12 protein-coding genes and 1 pseudogene are annotated in these 15,007 nt (G+C 43.8%); 8 read left to right on the top strand and 5 right to left on the bottom strand.

The genetic code is table 11. The features are described from left to right. Positions 1-344 precede the first annotated feature (344 nt). The 6 genes from H6G40_RS10370 to H6G40_RS10345 all read left to right on the top strand — a co-directional run bounded on the left by H6G40_RS10370 (position 345) and on the right by H6G40_RS10345 (position 8,204). Positions 345-2,036: a Cas10/Cmr2 second palm domain-containing protein gene (locus H6G40_RS10370; protein WP_190537632.1), complete on the top strand. Its 1,692-nt coding sequence runs from the start codon at positions 345-347 to the stop codon at positions 2,034-2,036. 284 nt (positions 2,037-2,320) lie between these two features. After that, a complete protein-coding gene (locus H6G40_RS10365; RefSeq protein ID WP_190537631.1) occupies positions 2,321-3,325 on the top strand; it encodes a CRISPR-associated protein in 1,005 nt (334 codons plus the stop codon). After that, a complete protein-coding gene (locus H6G40_RS10360) occupies positions 3,326-4,210 on the top strand; it encodes an RAMP superfamily CRISPR-associated protein (protein WP_190537629.1) in 885 nt (294 codons plus the stop codon). Further along, positions 4,207-4,677 (top strand): hypothetical protein, encoded by a 471-nt coding sequence (locus tag H6G40_RS10355; protein WP_002733192.1) that lies wholly within the window; start codon positions 4,207-4,209, stop codon positions 4,675-4,677. Before H6G40_RS10360 ends, H6G40_RS10355 begins: the two co-directional genes overlap by 4 nt. Before the next feature lies 1 nt (position 4,678). Beyond that, positions 4,679-6,430 carry a hypothetical protein gene (locus H6G40_RS10350; protein ID WP_002732226.1) on the top strand — a complete coding sequence of 584 codons (1,752 nt, stop codon included), beginning with the start codon at positions 4,679-4,681 and terminating at the stop codon, positions 6,428-6,430. Positions 6,431-6,674: 244 nt separating this feature from the next. Continuing rightward, positions 6,675-8,204, top strand: coding sequence for a hypothetical protein (locus H6G40_RS10345; protein ID WP_069474078.1), 1,530 nt, complete (start codon positions 6,675-6,677; stop codon positions 8,202-8,204). A 267-nt stretch (positions 8,205-8,471) separates the two neighbouring features. Here H6G40_RS10345 and H6G40_RS10340 read toward each other — a convergent pair whose 3' ends face one another. From H6G40_RS10340 to H6G40_RS10325, 4 genes are all read right to left on the bottom strand, one after another. Beyond that, positions 8,472-8,636: a hypothetical protein gene (locus H6G40_RS10340; protein ID WP_170863675.1), complete on the bottom strand. Its 165-nt coding sequence runs from the start codon at positions 8,634-8,636 to the stop codon at positions 8,472-8,474. 115 nt (positions 8,637-8,751) lie between these two features. Further along, positions 8,752-9,129 (bottom strand): hypothetical protein, encoded by a 378-nt coding sequence (locus H6G40_RS10335; protein ID WP_069474077.1) that lies wholly within the window; start codon positions 9,127-9,129, stop codon positions 8,752-8,754. A 5-nt stretch (positions 9,130-9,134) separates the two neighbouring features. Next, positions 9,135-9,569, bottom strand: coding sequence for a ribbon-helix-helix domain-containing protein (locus H6G40_RS10330; protein WP_002774994.1), 435 nt, complete (start codon positions 9,567-9,569; stop codon positions 9,135-9,137). A 483-nt stretch (positions 9,570-10,052) separates the two neighbouring features. Further along, complete coding sequence (locus tag H6G40_RS10325; protein WP_069474076.1) at positions 10,053-11,777, bottom strand: diflavin flavoprotein; 1,725 nt, start codon at positions 11,775-11,777, stop codon at positions 10,053-10,055. 308 nt (positions 11,778-12,085) lie between these two features. On the opposite strand from H6G40_RS10325, the pseudogene H6G40_RS10320 reads away from it, so the two are divergent. Then, positions 12,086-12,679, top strand: a pseudogene (locus tag H6G40_RS10320) (transposase family protein); the annotation flags it as partial. A 326-nt stretch (positions 12,680-13,005) separates the two neighbouring features. Here H6G40_RS10320 and H6G40_RS10315 read toward each other — a convergent pair. Beyond that, on the bottom strand, positions 13,006-14,052 hold the full coding sequence (locus tag H6G40_RS10315; protein WP_069474075.1) for a glucokinase: 1,047 nt from the start codon (positions 14,050-14,052) through the stop codon (positions 13,006-13,008). A 190-nt stretch (positions 14,053-14,242) separates the two neighbouring features. Between H6G40_RS10315 and H6G40_RS10310 the strand changes: the two genes are divergently transcribed. Then, on the top strand, positions 14,243-14,884 hold the full coding sequence (locus H6G40_RS10310) for a beta-carboxysome protein CcmP (RefSeq protein WP_002766539.1): 642 nt from the start codon (positions 14,243-14,245) through the stop codon (positions 14,882-14,884). Positions 14,885-15,007 lie beyond the last annotated feature (123 nt).

Raw genomic sequence — 15,007 nt, 5'->3', positions numbered from 1 at the left:
CATTTTGGGTCTGATTTGTTTTTGTTAATGATCAGACAGTACCTGATGAGCCTTTCTTTGTCAACTCTTGAGGTTGATGCGTTTCATTTTTGAATTGGCGAGATATAAAAGTACAAAAGAGCCAATTAATCTAACAATCCTATTTTTTTAGCCAGAGATAAGTCTTTTCTAGGTCTTTTCAAGGCTGTTGAATATACCTCTTAAACAATCGAGTTTTCTATAGCTACCTAAGCAAAATTAATTACACATATCTAACCACCCCTAGCCCCTTGCCCCTTGCCTCTTGCCTCTTGCCTCTTGCCTATCTTCACTAGGAAATTAATTTTGCACGACTACTTAGCTTTATGTCCAAATATATAGCCATCACCTTCTCCCCCGTCCAAAGCTTTATTGAAAAATCCCGCAAATTGAGGGACCTGTACGGAGCCTCTCAGATTCTCTCGGATCTGACCAGTACAATCGTCACCCACCGGCCCGAGCAGTACCACCTAATTAGCCCCGGACTGCTATACTCCCAACAGGGAATGCCCAACCGTGTTCTCCTGAAAATCGATAGCGAAATACAGTCCTCCTCCTCCGAGGAAATCATTGCGGAACTGCAACGAGCCTTTTTAAATCGTTGGAAAAATATTCTCGCAACCTGTAGAAAATGGGTCGAAAACGCCCTCGCGCCTTACTATCGATCCTCAGAATGGAATTGGCAAAAAAGCTGGAAAAAGTGGGAAAAACGCACCTGGGAATTTTTCTGGGGCATGGGGGACAATCTAGAGTCCGCCATGGTCGATCTAGAAAATCGTAAACTCGCCCGCAATTGGCAAGGGGTGAATTGGGTCGGGGAAAGCTCTAGTCTGTCCGGGACTGACGCGATCGCTTGGTACGGGATGGATCGGGAAAACCAAGACATGAAAACGCTTGACTGGAGCGAAGAAAACCGACATATCGCCCTATTCTACCGAAGATTAGCCTTCCTTCTCGATGGAGTTAACGATCCTGACGGCCAACCCAAAGATAGACAACCGGAAGGCAAATACATCGATGGAAACGAAAGATTGAATATTCCCGAATTAACCAAACGGTTGATCACTCTCCCACATATCGCCCGCTCTCTAGTAATCGAACTTCCCGAAGAACTTCGCCAGCGAGGATTTCGAGACCTGATCAGGAGACCGCAAGATAACCCCGCCTCAGTGGGACAAAAAACGGGCTGGTTCATGGGAGATGGCGATAAAGTGGGCGATTACCTGAAAGACCTCGGCTCAGACCAAAAAATCCGAGATTTCAGCAAGATTATGCGTCAGTGGGGACAACAATTTCAGAGGGACTTTAACCAGACCGAACTCGGCAGAATAATTTACGCCGGAGGAGATGATTTTTTAGGCATCGTTTATAATAGCCAATTTCCCGATCCACAACTCGACTCGATCGAGATCGATCGAGTTTTTCACTGGCTACAAACCCTCGATCAACAGTGGAAAACTGGAAAAACTGAAGAAATCAATCAACGGGTGACTCTAAGTCTCGGCTTCGTTTGGGCAGCCCACAGCATTCCCCAGAGAGACGTTTTACAGCACTGTCGGGAAGCAGAACAGCGCTCGAAAAAACTAGGACGCGATCGCCTCACCATCCGCGTTTTATTTAACAACGGGCAATATGTTCAATGGACAACCAAGTGGAAATACTTGAACACGCTAAACCACTATCGAGATCGGGACGGCGGGAAAAACTGGGGTCATATCTATAGCGACTTTGCCCGACTAAAAGCCCGTCACGCTTTCGGTCTGGGCTATCTCGATAACCCTAGAAGCCATTCCGATGGCGCAGACTCGAAAATCCTCGATAACCTCTCCACACTCCTACAGTTTTTCGATCTATACTTTAGCGGCTATAAAGAAATTTTAGAAAAAGAAGATGATCAGATCGTCTCCCTCCCAAAGGACGCGCCATCGAAGGACTACGCTAGGGCGATCGTTCGCTGGATAGACGAACTGATCGCGATCGGTTGGCATCTCTCGATCGGGGAAACGATCAAAAAATAATCCTAAATCTGAATCTATTGCCTATTGCCTATCCTAACCAAGAAATTAATTTTGCACGACTACTTAGGGTTTGCTGAATAAATCTAAAAACCTTGTTGGGTAAACCTTTTAGACTTTTTTTCCCTCAAAAAGTGCCAACCATTGGAGTGATCGGGGGTAAAATCCCTGAACTTTTTCCCTGAAAATTAGGTAATTGACCAGATGAAAATCGCTAAAACCCCACACCCTACACCCCACACCCCACACCCTGCCCCCAGGAAAACCTTTTTCAGCAGACCCTACTTATGTTTTCCCATCTCATCATCATTAAACCCCTCGGCATGATGTACGGCAGTTCCGGCGCGTTCCTCTCCCCAGAAAACCTTGTCGGACGTTCTGGCTCTAAATTTCCCCCCGATGCCGCCACCTTATCTGGACTATTTTTCAGCGCCAATAAAACGACCCATCAGTATAGCCATCGGGAATTAAGAGACAACCTCTTCATCGCTGGCCCTTTCTGGGCCAAAACCAATAGTCTTCGTAACGTCTATATCCCGATTCCCCGCACGAAAATAATCGCCACCGACAAATCCGACGAATGGCGAATCATAGCTGCACCCGATCGACAAGTCGTCTGGGAGCGAGATTGCGACAAGGACTCAATAGAACCCGAATTTTCCTGGATTTCTAGTGAAGATTGGACAGAATCGGCGCAATACATCGCCGACAACGGATTTGCGGAACTCTCACCGTGGGAATTTACCCCGATCCTACATCCCAAGCTAGAGATCGATCGACGCTGTACCGTCGAGAAGGACGGTCTGTTTTTAGAATACGCCGTGCAGATGAAGGAGGGAACCTGTTTGATCTATCTAGCCACCCATCCCCTCGATCCGGGATGGTATAAATTCGGCGGAGAAAATCATCTAGTCGAGATCGAGAGCGTTGAGATTAAACCCGATTGGGCCATCTATCAATTGCTGAGACAGCCAATCGAACAGGCCTTTGCGACGATCACTCCGGCCATCTGGGGATCGAAACGATTTTCCTCCCGAATTCCCGAACAACCCGATTTCCCCTCAGTTCAACTGCTGCTCACCGACAAACCCATCCCCTACCGTTACGGTTTAGGTGGACGCTTGGGACGGGGTAGGTATTCCGTTCCTTCGGGAAGCGTGTATGTGCTGGAAGAACCGATCGGGCGATCGTGGTGGGACTGGCCGGAAGACTGGTTTCCTAGAGAGGGGTTTCCCCTCAAACATATCGGCTGTGGACTATCTCTACCGCTAACAATAAAAGGATTGAATTGAATGTATCTAAAAGCCTACGGCATCATTGAAACCCTTGCCCCACTCCATCTGGGAGCCGCCGCCGGGGAAGAAAGCGGCAACCTTAACCTAATCTTTCGCGATCAGTTCACCCAAACAGGCATAATCCCCAGTAGTTCCCTACGCGGTCGTCTCCGCTCCGATATGTTAGCCCGTTTAACAAGCCAATACAAGAAGCGAGGGCAATCCCCAGAACAGGCCAAAACGAGCGCGTTACAAGAAGTGGAACGCTGGTACGGCCGCGGTGCGGAAAAAAACCGACAGGAAAACTACGATTATGAATCGATTATCAAACCAGAACACGCCTCGATCGTCTGGCTGCCGGTTTTCTGCCCCGGACAACCGATCGTTTGGGTTAGTTGTCCGAGTTTACTGCGACGCTACCAACGCATTGCCGACGTCAAGGCAGACATCCCCCCCGCGTACACCGGCTCGCAAACTCTAAAAACCCGTTCCAAAAACAACTCTGACCCCGTACTTTTCTTCAACTTGGGGTTTATCACGGTGAGTTACCCCAATTGGGATCTAACACCCTGGTTTCCCCTCAAAAACCTGCCCGCCGTGGTGGTCGATGACAATGATATGGGTATGATCCACGATATGGCTCTCTATCGTCAGAGTCGCGTGCAGTTAGAAGAAGATCGGAAAGTGGCGGCTAATAAAGCTTTTTTTAATGTCGAGGCAATACCAGAAGGAACAGTCCTCGCTTTTCCCCTTGCCCTTAAACCGATCGATGATAACGTTTGGGACAACTGGAAACCACTGGAACAAGATAAAACGGGGGATATTTATCTAGGGGGACTCGAATCGGTCGGCTTCGGCCACTGCATGATGACCTTGAAAAAACCATCGGGAGGTGCTTCATGACATGGAATCCTTATAACCTCGATCGGGCTGCCCAGGAATTGGTCTTAAAATACCGAGACAGCGAGAAAGTGTTAAATGAATCCCACAAAATGAGAACCACCGTCGCCTACGGTTTAGAACGTTTTTGGGGTGAACACCTGAGATTGATCGACAAAAATGACGCTACTGATCGACAAAAAGGACAATACTGGCGAGATGTCTGGCAGAAATTCGTCGATATCTTAGAAGAGGCGGGATTACGGGTTCCCCGTGGCAAGATTAATCCTCAAGATAAACCGGAAGCTCAAACCAAAGCTATCCAAGCGATCGCCAGAGAGTTCTGGAATCAAGAAACTTTTCCCCTAGAAGATCAGAGAATCGCTCTCTACGTCCTCACCCAACTTTGTGATAGCTTGGTCTGGTGGACGCAACGATACAAACAACCTAGCTCTAATCCCCAAAATCCGAACATCGAGGAGGAAGAATAAAATGCCGGACTGGTCAGATGTACCCCTCCTCTATCAAGCACAGATCGAGGGAAGATGTCAATTACAAAGACAAGAAAATAAACAAAAATCGCGAGCCTACGATTGGGTCGATCAGTGGACTAAACTTTATCATTCCACTGACGATAGCGGTGGTCGATCCGGGCAACCCGATAAAACTCCCAAATCGCAACAACGTCCGTCTCCTGTCAAAAAAAATAACCTTTCCGAACCACCGCAATTTAGCGGGGAAGCCAAGACGCGACCCTATACTATGACTTGGCGACTCGTCACCAATGGAGGTCAAGATGATGGCATTATCCGACCGGCTATCGGTGCGCGAGGCTATCCCTACTACCCCGGATCATCGATGAAAGGGGCTTTCCGTCGTGCCTGTGCCTGTACTACCGAACAAGCTCTAAAGTATTGCGGCAAACCCTCCCAAGGCGATCAGGGTTCTGAACCAGGTATTCTGCGCTTTCTAGGAGGCTATCCTACGGATAATAACTGGACTCGAAACTTAGTCGATATCGCTCATCCCCAGCAGGAAAAACAAGTTATTCAAGACGGAAAAACTAACGCTAATGTACTATTATCTTTTCACGAGGTAACTCTCAACTTCGGGATTTCCAGTACCATTCCCCTCGACGAACAAGAATGGCGAACGATCTGGCAAATTTGGGAGAAAGCGATCGGCAATGGACTCGGTTCCAGAGTTAGCGCCGGATACGGTCGCTTTAAAGATGTACCCTCACCAGAAACCCTCTTACAAGTTCATCTCAAAGGACAGGGAATCACCGCTACATTACTCGACAAAACCTCCGAATTCCGTCCCAATATGTTTAAAGCAGCCCTTCGAGGTCATACCCTACGTTTACTAGGAGGAATGACCGATGAAAAGACCGCTAAACATCTGACCCAAATCCTCTGGGGGGGTATCGACGGAGCCGCTACTCTGGGACAACTCGGCATCAGCTTCACCTACCATGATGATGATTTAAAATTTGACAAACATCCCTACACTCCCCCGGGTAAAAGCGAGCAAATTATGCCTCTATACAATCTCAAACGGGGAACTTTACAAATTTCCTGTATGAATCGTCGCACTTCCTCGGAAGATCGGCAAGAACTCGCGGAATTAGCCAAGGCAATAGTGCAATTTGCTCTTTTACTCGGGGGATTCGGCAAATCATGGCGAAGAGCGGATCACTGGCAGTTTTTCCGTCCCTATTTAGAAAAAGGCAATAAACCGATGATCGGGTGTCATTGGAAATTTATAGACTCTTCAGAATCTCTTTATCTTCCTATCACCGATTTACAACAAGATCTATCGCAATTTATCGATCGCCTTCGGATACGATTCCAGAATTACGCCGCTAAACAAGGCTATACGATTCATCCTGATAATCCTGTACACTGTGATTGGCGAGAAGCTTGGTATCCTTATGATAATCAAGGTGGGGTGCAAGTCTGGGGAAGAATTGTCGAGGATCGGATTAAAGCTATCAAATGGTTCCATCAACCTTACGAGGGAACCCACACCCTGCGGAACTTACAAGGAAGCATCGGACGGGACTCGCAAACTGGAAGACTTTGGCATCGAATTTACCCTTATTATCACTTGAATTCTGAAGGTAAACTGCAACGACAGAAACCACCGATCGAACTATTGACTTTCTTTCCCGAAACAACCGAGGATAGCGCTCATTTTATCGCTTTTCTCAACGAGCGATCGGACTTTGTACAAATTTGGTAATATTTGTCATATTTATCGGGTATGCTGAAAAAGTACGGGCGAAGCATTCGGATAGAAAATCTACAGTTTCACCGATAGGTTATTGCCCGAATGCTTCGCCCCTACAGGACGCGGGCCGATAAAGACGCAAGGTTTTGAACGACGATCAAAATCTTGCACCTGTGAGAGCAAAACAGAACCCTAAAACCCTTACCTCGTCCATATTGCCCATTTATTCAGCAAACCCTATTTATCGGGTAAAACCATGACTACTTGGATTATCACAACGGGAAACAGCGATATTCAATTAAATACCGATGCCAATTGGACGAGAGGGAAGGGATTATTTAAGAAGGCTAAAAACAACGAACCTCTCTGTAATTGCCAGGGAGAAGGTGCAGATTTTGCCAATCTTAAACGAGAAAACGATACTAAGCGTTTTCCGGTTGCCGCTAGAGTTTTGGGATTAGTTTATCAAGATCATGAACATTGTTATTCAGATTTAGTATTCCCTTTGCTTGATGTTTTAATTCAAGCATTTCAAGATCAAGAATTTCCCGATCGAGTTTATATCATCCTAACCGATCAAGAAAAGCTTTTTAAAACATCGGACATCAAAAATTCTTCCTGTCCTTTCTGGCAAGATACCTGTACCTTAAAACCGCTTTTTGAATGGTACTTCCAGACCAAACTTAAGCTAAAACCAGATTTTATCACTTTACAGCCTTCTGATAAGGATAAGGATAAGGATAAGGGGCTAGATCACTGGGATCAAGTGTTAACTCTTGTCACCAAAAAGTTAACAAAAATACAGCAAGATGATGTTTTTTACATCAGTCATCAAGCTAGTACCCCCGCTATTTCCTCGGCCGTTCAATTTGTCAGTATTGGTTACTTCTCTAACGTCAAGTTCTTGATAGTTAATCGATATTATGAAGAAAATAATATTAAAACAAGCCCCGAAATTATTCCGAGTTCTAGCTATTGGAAACAATTACAAATACAGAAGGCTAAAAAATTAATCACAGATGGTTTTCCGGGGTCGGCATTAGCATTATTAAAAGAGGTAGGATACAATAACTCAGAAAAAGAAAAAATTAAGGAGCTAGAAAGATACATCGATCTTTTTAATATGAAAACCATAGACACTGGCGATGAATTTGATCCGACACAAGCGATCAAGAGAGTTCGTGAAACCTTAGATTTAATCGAATATTTCTTGAAACAAGAAAACTATCTTCAAGCAATTATTCTATTATCTGCCGCTCAAGAAACGTTTTTAAAAGCTTCTATTTCACTCTATTTACAAAAACATATACCCGGAGGTTTTAAAGAATGGAACGAGAAAGGATTATCACTTAACTTAAAAGAAACAAAAATCCAGGAAGTGATTAAGCAACTTCAATCATCTAACCAGAGAAATTATAAATTTCAGAGTCCTCATGAACTTTTTCCTTTACTCAAAGAATTTACGAAAACTGTAGATAATGATTATTGGCAATTATTAATTTGGTCATCCATAAGAGACAGAGAGCATGAATTCGATCGCCGTAACCAACTAATGCACAATTTACGGGGAGTAAAAAAAGAAGAAGTGATTCTTTATCTCACCGATCCCAAAAAGTTAATCGATCTAAATCAAAACGATAGCAATCTCCCCAATAAGGTAGATGAGGTTTATAGAAACGAGATTAAAGGTAAATTTATTTCTGCATTGGAAACCCTATGTGGATGGACGGAAAATGATTATACCCCTTTAAAGCATCATCTCGAAGAATTAGCCAAATCCCTATAAAAAATACGTTCCCCTAGTTTTTAGTTAAACTAGGGGATATTGATTACTTAGGGCTTGCTGAATAAATGTAAAATATAGACGAGGTAAGGGTTTTAGGGTTCTGTTTTGCTCTCACAGGTGCAAGATTTTGAGAGAATCGTGCTTCAAAACCTTGCGTCTTCATCGGCCCGCGTCCTGTAGGGGCGAAGCATTCGGACAATAACCTATCGGTGAAACCGTAGATTTTCTATCCGAATGCTTCGCCCGTACTTTTTCAGCAGACCCTACTTATTTTTCATCTTTTGGCTTTCTGTTGTTGATGCAGATTTCGATCGATCCCCAGACCAGAACGTTTAGCGCAGGTGCGATCGCATCGTGCGGTGCAACTACCGAGACTACATTACAGACAACTAACGCGGAAACCTTAATGGCGGCGATTTTGGTGATTTTCATTACTACGTCTCCATGCGTAGACAAAAATCAGGTCTTTTCGCGATGGATAATTGTAGTCATTTCTGCCACACCTTTGACTAATATAACACATCAGATCGCAATCTGTCCAAAAGAATTAGACTTTTGGCTTCAAATAAACAAGTCGGTTAGTCCAATCCTGCTTTCCTTGCAGTTCCCACAAGGCTAAAAGCGAACGGATCAAAAGACCGAAATTGCTAGGGGGAATAGACTCATAATCGATAAAAATAACGCCGCTATGACTTTTCCAAGCTTCTCCCCATTCCCACAAAAGCGAGGGAATACTGTTCTGGTCGTAGGTTACTAGAGTTAATCGGGCTTCAGCCGCCGCTTTTAAGACGATTTCATCCGAATAGCCCAAATATCTACCTTTTTGCCAAGTTATTAGGGGAAAAATCGAGATTTCTGGACGTTTATAAATAATTTGTTCGGCAACCGTCGGAAAAATATGTTCATCCAATAAAAAAGATAGCATTTTAGCTATTCCCCGCTCAAATCAGCAGAAACCGTCATTGTTTCCAATTGCGGTAAGAGCCGCTTTATCGTCGTTTCATTCATCGCTTGAGCATCGGAAATCGCAGTTTGGACTTCGGACCGATAGGCTTCGGCATAGAGCAGGGCAGAGCGTACCCATTCCAGGGGTCGATGAAAATGTGCCGCCGTTTTTTCTTCATCTAGTCCGTAGCTTTGAGCGATTTGAATTACTTCCCACAGAGCCAAACTGGAGTTTTTTAGGTAGGGCTGCCGCCCCAAAGGAGAATGGCGAAATTCAATATAGGGGAACTCGCTTTCTCGGAGGGATTCCTCGATTAAAATCGCGCCGGTTTCGCTAGGGGTTTTTCCTAATCGGCGGGCTAACCTTTTCAGTCTTTCTGCTGTGTGGTCGGGCAGTCTGGTGCTAACAACTTGGGACATCAATTTTTTTAACTTTTAATTACACTGTAAACAGTGTAACTCAACTCATTCTGCCAATGCCATTAAAGAATTGACCGTTCACCGAAAAATTAGGACTAATACTAAATCCGTTGAGTACAGGCTAGTTATGAGGAGAGGCAAGAGGCAAAAGGGGGAATAAATAATCAGTTTTTAATAACCAGATTTAGTACAAGGTAGTGGCGCGGAGAAAAACCTTTTCTTTGAGTATTACCATAAGATAAATTTATATTGTTGTGACAATCTATAAGCATCTGAGGGGGTAAGACAATCCCTAAAATCCTTATTCTCTCGTTGACCCCCTCGGATGCCCTTGTACTTCTTTTGTCTATTGCCTATCCTGATATGTAGCCTATACTTAACGGATTTAGTATGACCAACTGGTTGAGAGGTTAAACCATCTCAAAAGCTGAGAGCAAACATCTTGATCTGTATTTTCTCAACCAGTCAAATCAAGCAAAAATCCTAATAATAATTACCGACTTTGCGATGGTGAACAGCCGTTAAACTATCAGGTTTAGAAACGCGACCATCGGTGACTTTATTGTAAACAATCCAGTGGTCAGCACATTCCATGCGACTAGCGACCTCACATTCTAAATAAGCGAGAGCATCGGCTAAAATTGGGGAACCATTATTAGCGGTGTGAGTATTGACTCCTGCGAAACGATCTTCCCCAGGTCCGAAACGTTTTAAAAAGTGTTTCATCAGGGTTTGATAATTGCCTTCTTCCAGAATATTTAAAATGAATTGATCCCCCACTTGCATTAAAGACTCGATCGCCCGATCTTTGGCCACAGCAACGGTAAAACCGGGAGGATCAAAACTTGCTTGCGTCACCCAAGAAGCGACCATTGCACCGCTTCTGTCTCCTTTCTTGGTGGTAATAATATATAAACCTCCGCTAATCCGTCCGATGGCTTTATCAAGGTCAGTATCGAGGGATTTTCTTTGTTTAACTTTTACCTCTTGGGTTAATAGTTGTCCCATGTCTGTACCCGCTTCTTCACAGCGTTGATAGAGACTCTCGTTAGGAGTTTCTGCGCTACGAATGGGATCAAAAGCTTTGGTTAAGCCAACTTCACGAAACTTATTAAATAGAGGTAAAATTGATTCATCATCATCCCCTTTAGATTCAAACATTCCGAGGTATTGTTTGGGGTTAACCGAGGCGAGAATTGTGCCTAGATTACCCGTAATTTCTTGGGCATGAATACCAGAAACGGGGGGAGTACCGATGACGATTCCCACCGCAGAAGAAGCTAATTCTTTTACCTCTTGGGGATCGGCGGATTTCAGGTCTAAAGTTTCTACAACCAAACCAGTTTTAGTAATACCTTTGGCAATCGATTGACAGAGGCGATCGCTATAACCATAATCGGCAATGTAGAAAACAGCGACGGTTTTTTCTGCCTTTGTTTGTGCCTGACTCCAATCACGATAATGGGTCAATAATTCAGTAACATTATATTTTAATACTGGTCCGTGACCATTAGCCACGAGATTAATATTACCTAGAGGTTCCATCCGTTTCATCGCCGCTAGTACCGAGCGAGCATTAGGAGCCATTAAACATTCATAATAGAAGCGATAATCTGGTTCAATAGCACTTAATTGCTCATCGTAAAGATCATCGGAACAATAGTGCATTCCGAAGGCATCACAGGTAAATAAAATTCCCGAACCGTGATCGTAGGTAAAAATAGTATCGGGCCAGTGTAAATTAGGAGCGTTAACAAATTCGAGAATGTGACCATTGCCTAGGTCTAACTGATCGCCATTTTTGACCAGTTGACGTTGAAAGGGATGATGAACTAAATTCTCTAAAAACTGAATTGCCACTTTCGACCCAACGACGGTAATATTGGGAGCGAGTTGCAGCAGATCTTTGACTAAACCACTGTGATCAGGTTCAGTATGACTGATAATTAAATAATCGATTTCTTGGGGGTTAATTAATCCGTTGAGACTATCAAAATATAGTTGACGGAATTTTTCGTGAGAGGTATCCACAAGGGCGATTTTTTCCCCACGAATCAGATAGGAGTTATAAGTCGTACCGTTTTGTAATCCGAATTCAATATCGAAGCGATCGCGATCCCAATCGAGGGAACGAATAGCGGTGATGTCTGCGGTGAGATCGGCCACCTGCACAGTGAGACGTTTTGTTTTGACTGGTGTAGCAACCATCGAACCCCTCCTTATTGTTAAGTTTTTTATACTTTGTCTCTATTGTGCCACGAGGAAATAAGGTATGGAAATTTATTTTCCGATAATTACTGATAACAGCTATCTTAATGGTCAGGGAGGAGTCGATCGTCGATTTGAGCAGAAACGCTCTCTAGGTATCTGTAGGAGGAAATGGGTGTTATACATTCCAGTCAAGGTGAACTACTTCCTATGTCACGGGGGATTGCCTCAAAACCGACTTACACCCAGTTTTTGGTCTTACATCCCCGACCTAGGCAGTATCTCCAGTTCCTATTTGGTATAAAGTTAGGATTGTAAATAAGACGGAAAAAATGCTTTTACAATCGGGAAACTTCCGTTTAAAAGGAAAAAAAGCTCTACTAAATCAAGCAGAGATACCGGTCATAACGGTAATGGATGTAACGGAAACTCCCAGGGAACTCCCCAAAAAGAAACAGAAAATTTTTTTTGGTGGTAAAAGAGGTTATCATACTTTAAAATCTCAATTAGTAGCTGATAAAAATACCGAGGAAATTATCTGTGTCTGTTGTGGGAAAGCTAGAGGTCACGATTTTAGTTTATTTTAAAAAAGTCGAGTTCGGTTTCATCCTTTAACTCCCAGCAGAGAAGACAATGATTATCAGGGAATAGATGCATAACATAGTAATAGTTATGCACTGAAAAAGAAACCGAAAAATAGAAAATTAACAGAGTTATAAAAGGAGTATAACAATGCTTTAACCAAAGAAAGGATTATCATTTAACCTATAAATAGTAAACTCAAAATTTTGAAAATATTATCGCGTAAATATCGGAATTGTCGTCGAAGATATAGTTTAAAAATTAACTTTTTGACGACTATTTATAACTATGAGTTAGGAATAGTTATAGCAACTTCTTAAAAGTTGCCAAACATTAATCCAGTCAAGGATAATTTATTCTCAATAATAAAAATTGAGATGGTTTCTGCAGCTTAAATAAAGAGGTTTTGATAACCAAATTAAAGCATATATAAAGAGTTTTGAGTTAAAAGTAAAACTTCAGGTTTTCATTCAGAAAAAATGCACTAATTGGCTAATTTTCCCAAAAAATTAGTTAGCCTACCATCATAACATATAATTAATTTGCAAGAGTTCTAATGCACAGCAAAGGAAAGGATTAAGCCTCCATCACTACTACCGAATCACCACCTGAAAATAATCCCTAGCCATCTCCACTAAACCCTCCCTCATAGCTGACTAGCACAGTAAACCGCCCCCATCAGTCCCACTTGAGCATTAAGAACGATATGGACGGGAATATTGCTTAATAGCTCCGTCATCCGACCTTTAGCCCGAAAAGCCTTCATAAAGCTACCCTCGGTCATTAGGGGAAGATTTTTGGCCGCAATCCCTCCCGCGATGTATAATCCTCCGTAGGGAAGCAACTTCAGGGCTAAATTGCCCGCTTCCGCACCGTAGGCCTCGACAAAGATTTTCATGGTTTGATAACAGAGATGATCCGAGTTATCTTGGGCAAAACTGGCGATTTCAGCCGCTAAATCGACGGTTTTTTGCGGTTTATCCATTTCTGCTAACCAAGTGCGGTAAATTTCCGCCATGGCCGGTGATGACTGACTATAGTTACTATCGTGGAGAAATCGATAGATAGAAGTGATTCCAGGACCAGAAACCACTCGCTCCACCGAAATTCGCTCGATATTATAGAGTTCCAAGAGATAATTTAATAGTTGATATTCTAAACTCGATCGAGGGGCAAAATCGGCGTGGGATCCCTCAGTAGCAAAGACCCGATATTTACCCTTCGAGACGGGAATCAAAAAACCCTCTCCTAACCCCGTCCCCGCACCGATAACCGCAATCGGGGCATCCGGTACCGTCGGGGCCGACTGTAGATTGTGCAGCTCCTCTGGGGCTAATCCTAACACCCCATAACCGATCGCCGCAAAATCATTAATCAATTTTACTCGCTCAATCTGCAGCTCACGGCTTAGGCGATCGCCAGTTAGAGACCAACTTAAATTAGTCAATTCGGAACTATTGTTAACCACCGGACCTGCAATACCGAAACAAGCTTTTGTCACTGGGGGAATAGTGGTTTGTCGGGCCAAAAACTGCCGGACGATCGGCACCAGATCGGGGTATTGTTCACTGGGATAAATTTCTTGATCGAGAGTAGTTAGCAGGGGTTGGGGACTATCCGATGAGTTTTGGCAATCCACTAAACGCAGGATTGTTTTAGTTCCCCCGATATCTCCCCCTAAAAGAATCGTCATGCTGGTTTTTCCCTGAGTTTGTCCCCATAATTATAGTTTTTTACCCTTTCTATCAGGCAAATTTAAAGGCCACCAATTCTATACTATAGTGAAAGATGGTAATGCCTAAGCCCTAATTAAGGATTGATTAATCGTCGCTCCGGGGTTTGCATGGGGATTGGCTAGAGGACAGAAAGAGGGAGAAATTAGCTTGGGTGTAGAACTTCGCAGTTACGTTTATCTTGACAATTTACAGCTTCAACACGCCGCTTACATCGGTACAGTCGCCCAAGGATTTTTACCCTTACCCGGGGATGCTTCCCTCTGGATTGAAATTTCCCCCGGCATCGAGATTAATCGCATCACCGATATTGCCCTCAAATCCGCCGTGGTTCGTCCGGGGGTTCTATTCGTAGAACGACTCTACGGACTCTTAGAACTCCATTCTAGCAGTCAGGGAGAGGTCAGGGCGGCCGGCCAGGCAATTTTGCAGTATTTAGGCGTTAGTCAGCGCGATTGTCTGAAACCGCAAATTGTCTCTAGCCAAATTATTCGCAACATTGACGCTTACCAAGCCCAATTAATTAACCGTAGTTCTCGGGGTATGATGTTAATGGCAGGACAGACTTTATACGTTTTAGAAGTGCAACCGGCCGCCTACGCTTCCCTAGCCGCTAATCAGGCCGAAAAAGCTGCTTTAATTAATATCCTACACGTTACTTCCGTGGGCAGTTTTGGCCGCTTATATTTAGGGGGAGAAGAACGGGATATTATCGCCGGTTCCAGGGCGGCAGTTTCAGCTTTAGAAAATATTCAAGGTCGAGCTTTTCCGGGTAGCGACAAAAAAGAATAAGCTAATAAAGGCCGGAGGCAAAAGGCAAGAGGTGTTTAGATATGTATAATTAGGGCTTGCTGAATAAATGTGAAATGTAGGCAACGTAAGAGTTTTATGGCTTTTCTCGCGAAACAGGTGCAA

The sequence above is a fragment of the Microcystis viridis FACHB-1342 genome, assembly GCF_014698335.1.
GTDB classification, from domain to species: domain Bacteria; phylum Cyanobacteriota; class Cyanobacteriia; order Cyanobacteriales; family Microcystaceae; genus Microcystis; species Microcystis ichthyoblabe_A.
This window is presented reverse-complemented; position numbering and strand designations above follow the sequence as displayed.

Bases quoted from the DNA above. Each gene is read 5' to 3' on its own strand.
- H6G40_RS10370 (WP_190537632.1), top strand. From the start codon at position 345: ATGTCCAAATATATAGCCATCACCTTCTCCCCCGTCCAAAGCTTTATT.
- H6G40_RS10365 (WP_190537631.1), top strand. From the start codon at position 2,321: ATGTTTTCCCATCTCATCATCATTAAACCCCTCGGCATGATGTACGGC.
- H6G40_RS10360 (WP_190537629.1), top strand. From the start codon at position 3,326: ATGTATCTAAAAGCCTACGGCATCATTGAAACCCTTGCCCCACTCCAT.
- H6G40_RS10355 (WP_002733192.1), top strand. From the start codon at position 4,207: ATGACATGGAATCCTTATAACCTCGATCGGGCTGCCCAGGAATTGGTC.
- H6G40_RS10350 (WP_002732226.1), top strand. From the start codon at position 4,679: ATGCCGGACTGGTCAGATGTACCCCTCCTCTATCAAGCACAGATCGAG.
- H6G40_RS10345 (WP_069474078.1), top strand. From the start codon at position 6,675: ATGACTACTTGGATTATCACAACGGGAAACAGCGATATTCAATTAAAT.
- H6G40_RS10340 (WP_170863675.1), bottom strand. From the start codon at position 8,636: ATGAAAATCACCAAAATCGCCGCCATTAAGGTTTCCGCGTTAGTTGTC.
- H6G40_RS10335 (WP_069474077.1), bottom strand. From the start codon at position 9,129: ATGCTATCTTTTTTATTGGATGAACATATTTTTCCGACGGTTGCCGAA.
- H6G40_RS10330 (WP_002774994.1), bottom strand. From the start codon at position 9,569: ATGTCCCAAGTTGTTAGCACCAGACTGCCCGACCACACAGCAGAAAGA.
- H6G40_RS10325 (WP_069474076.1), bottom strand. From the start codon at position 11,777: ATGGTTGCTACACCAGTCAAAACAAAACGTCTCACTGTGCAGGTGGCC.
- H6G40_RS10315 (WP_069474075.1), bottom strand. From the start codon at position 14,052: ATGACGATTCTTTTAGGGGGAGATATCGGGGGAACTAAAACAATCCTG.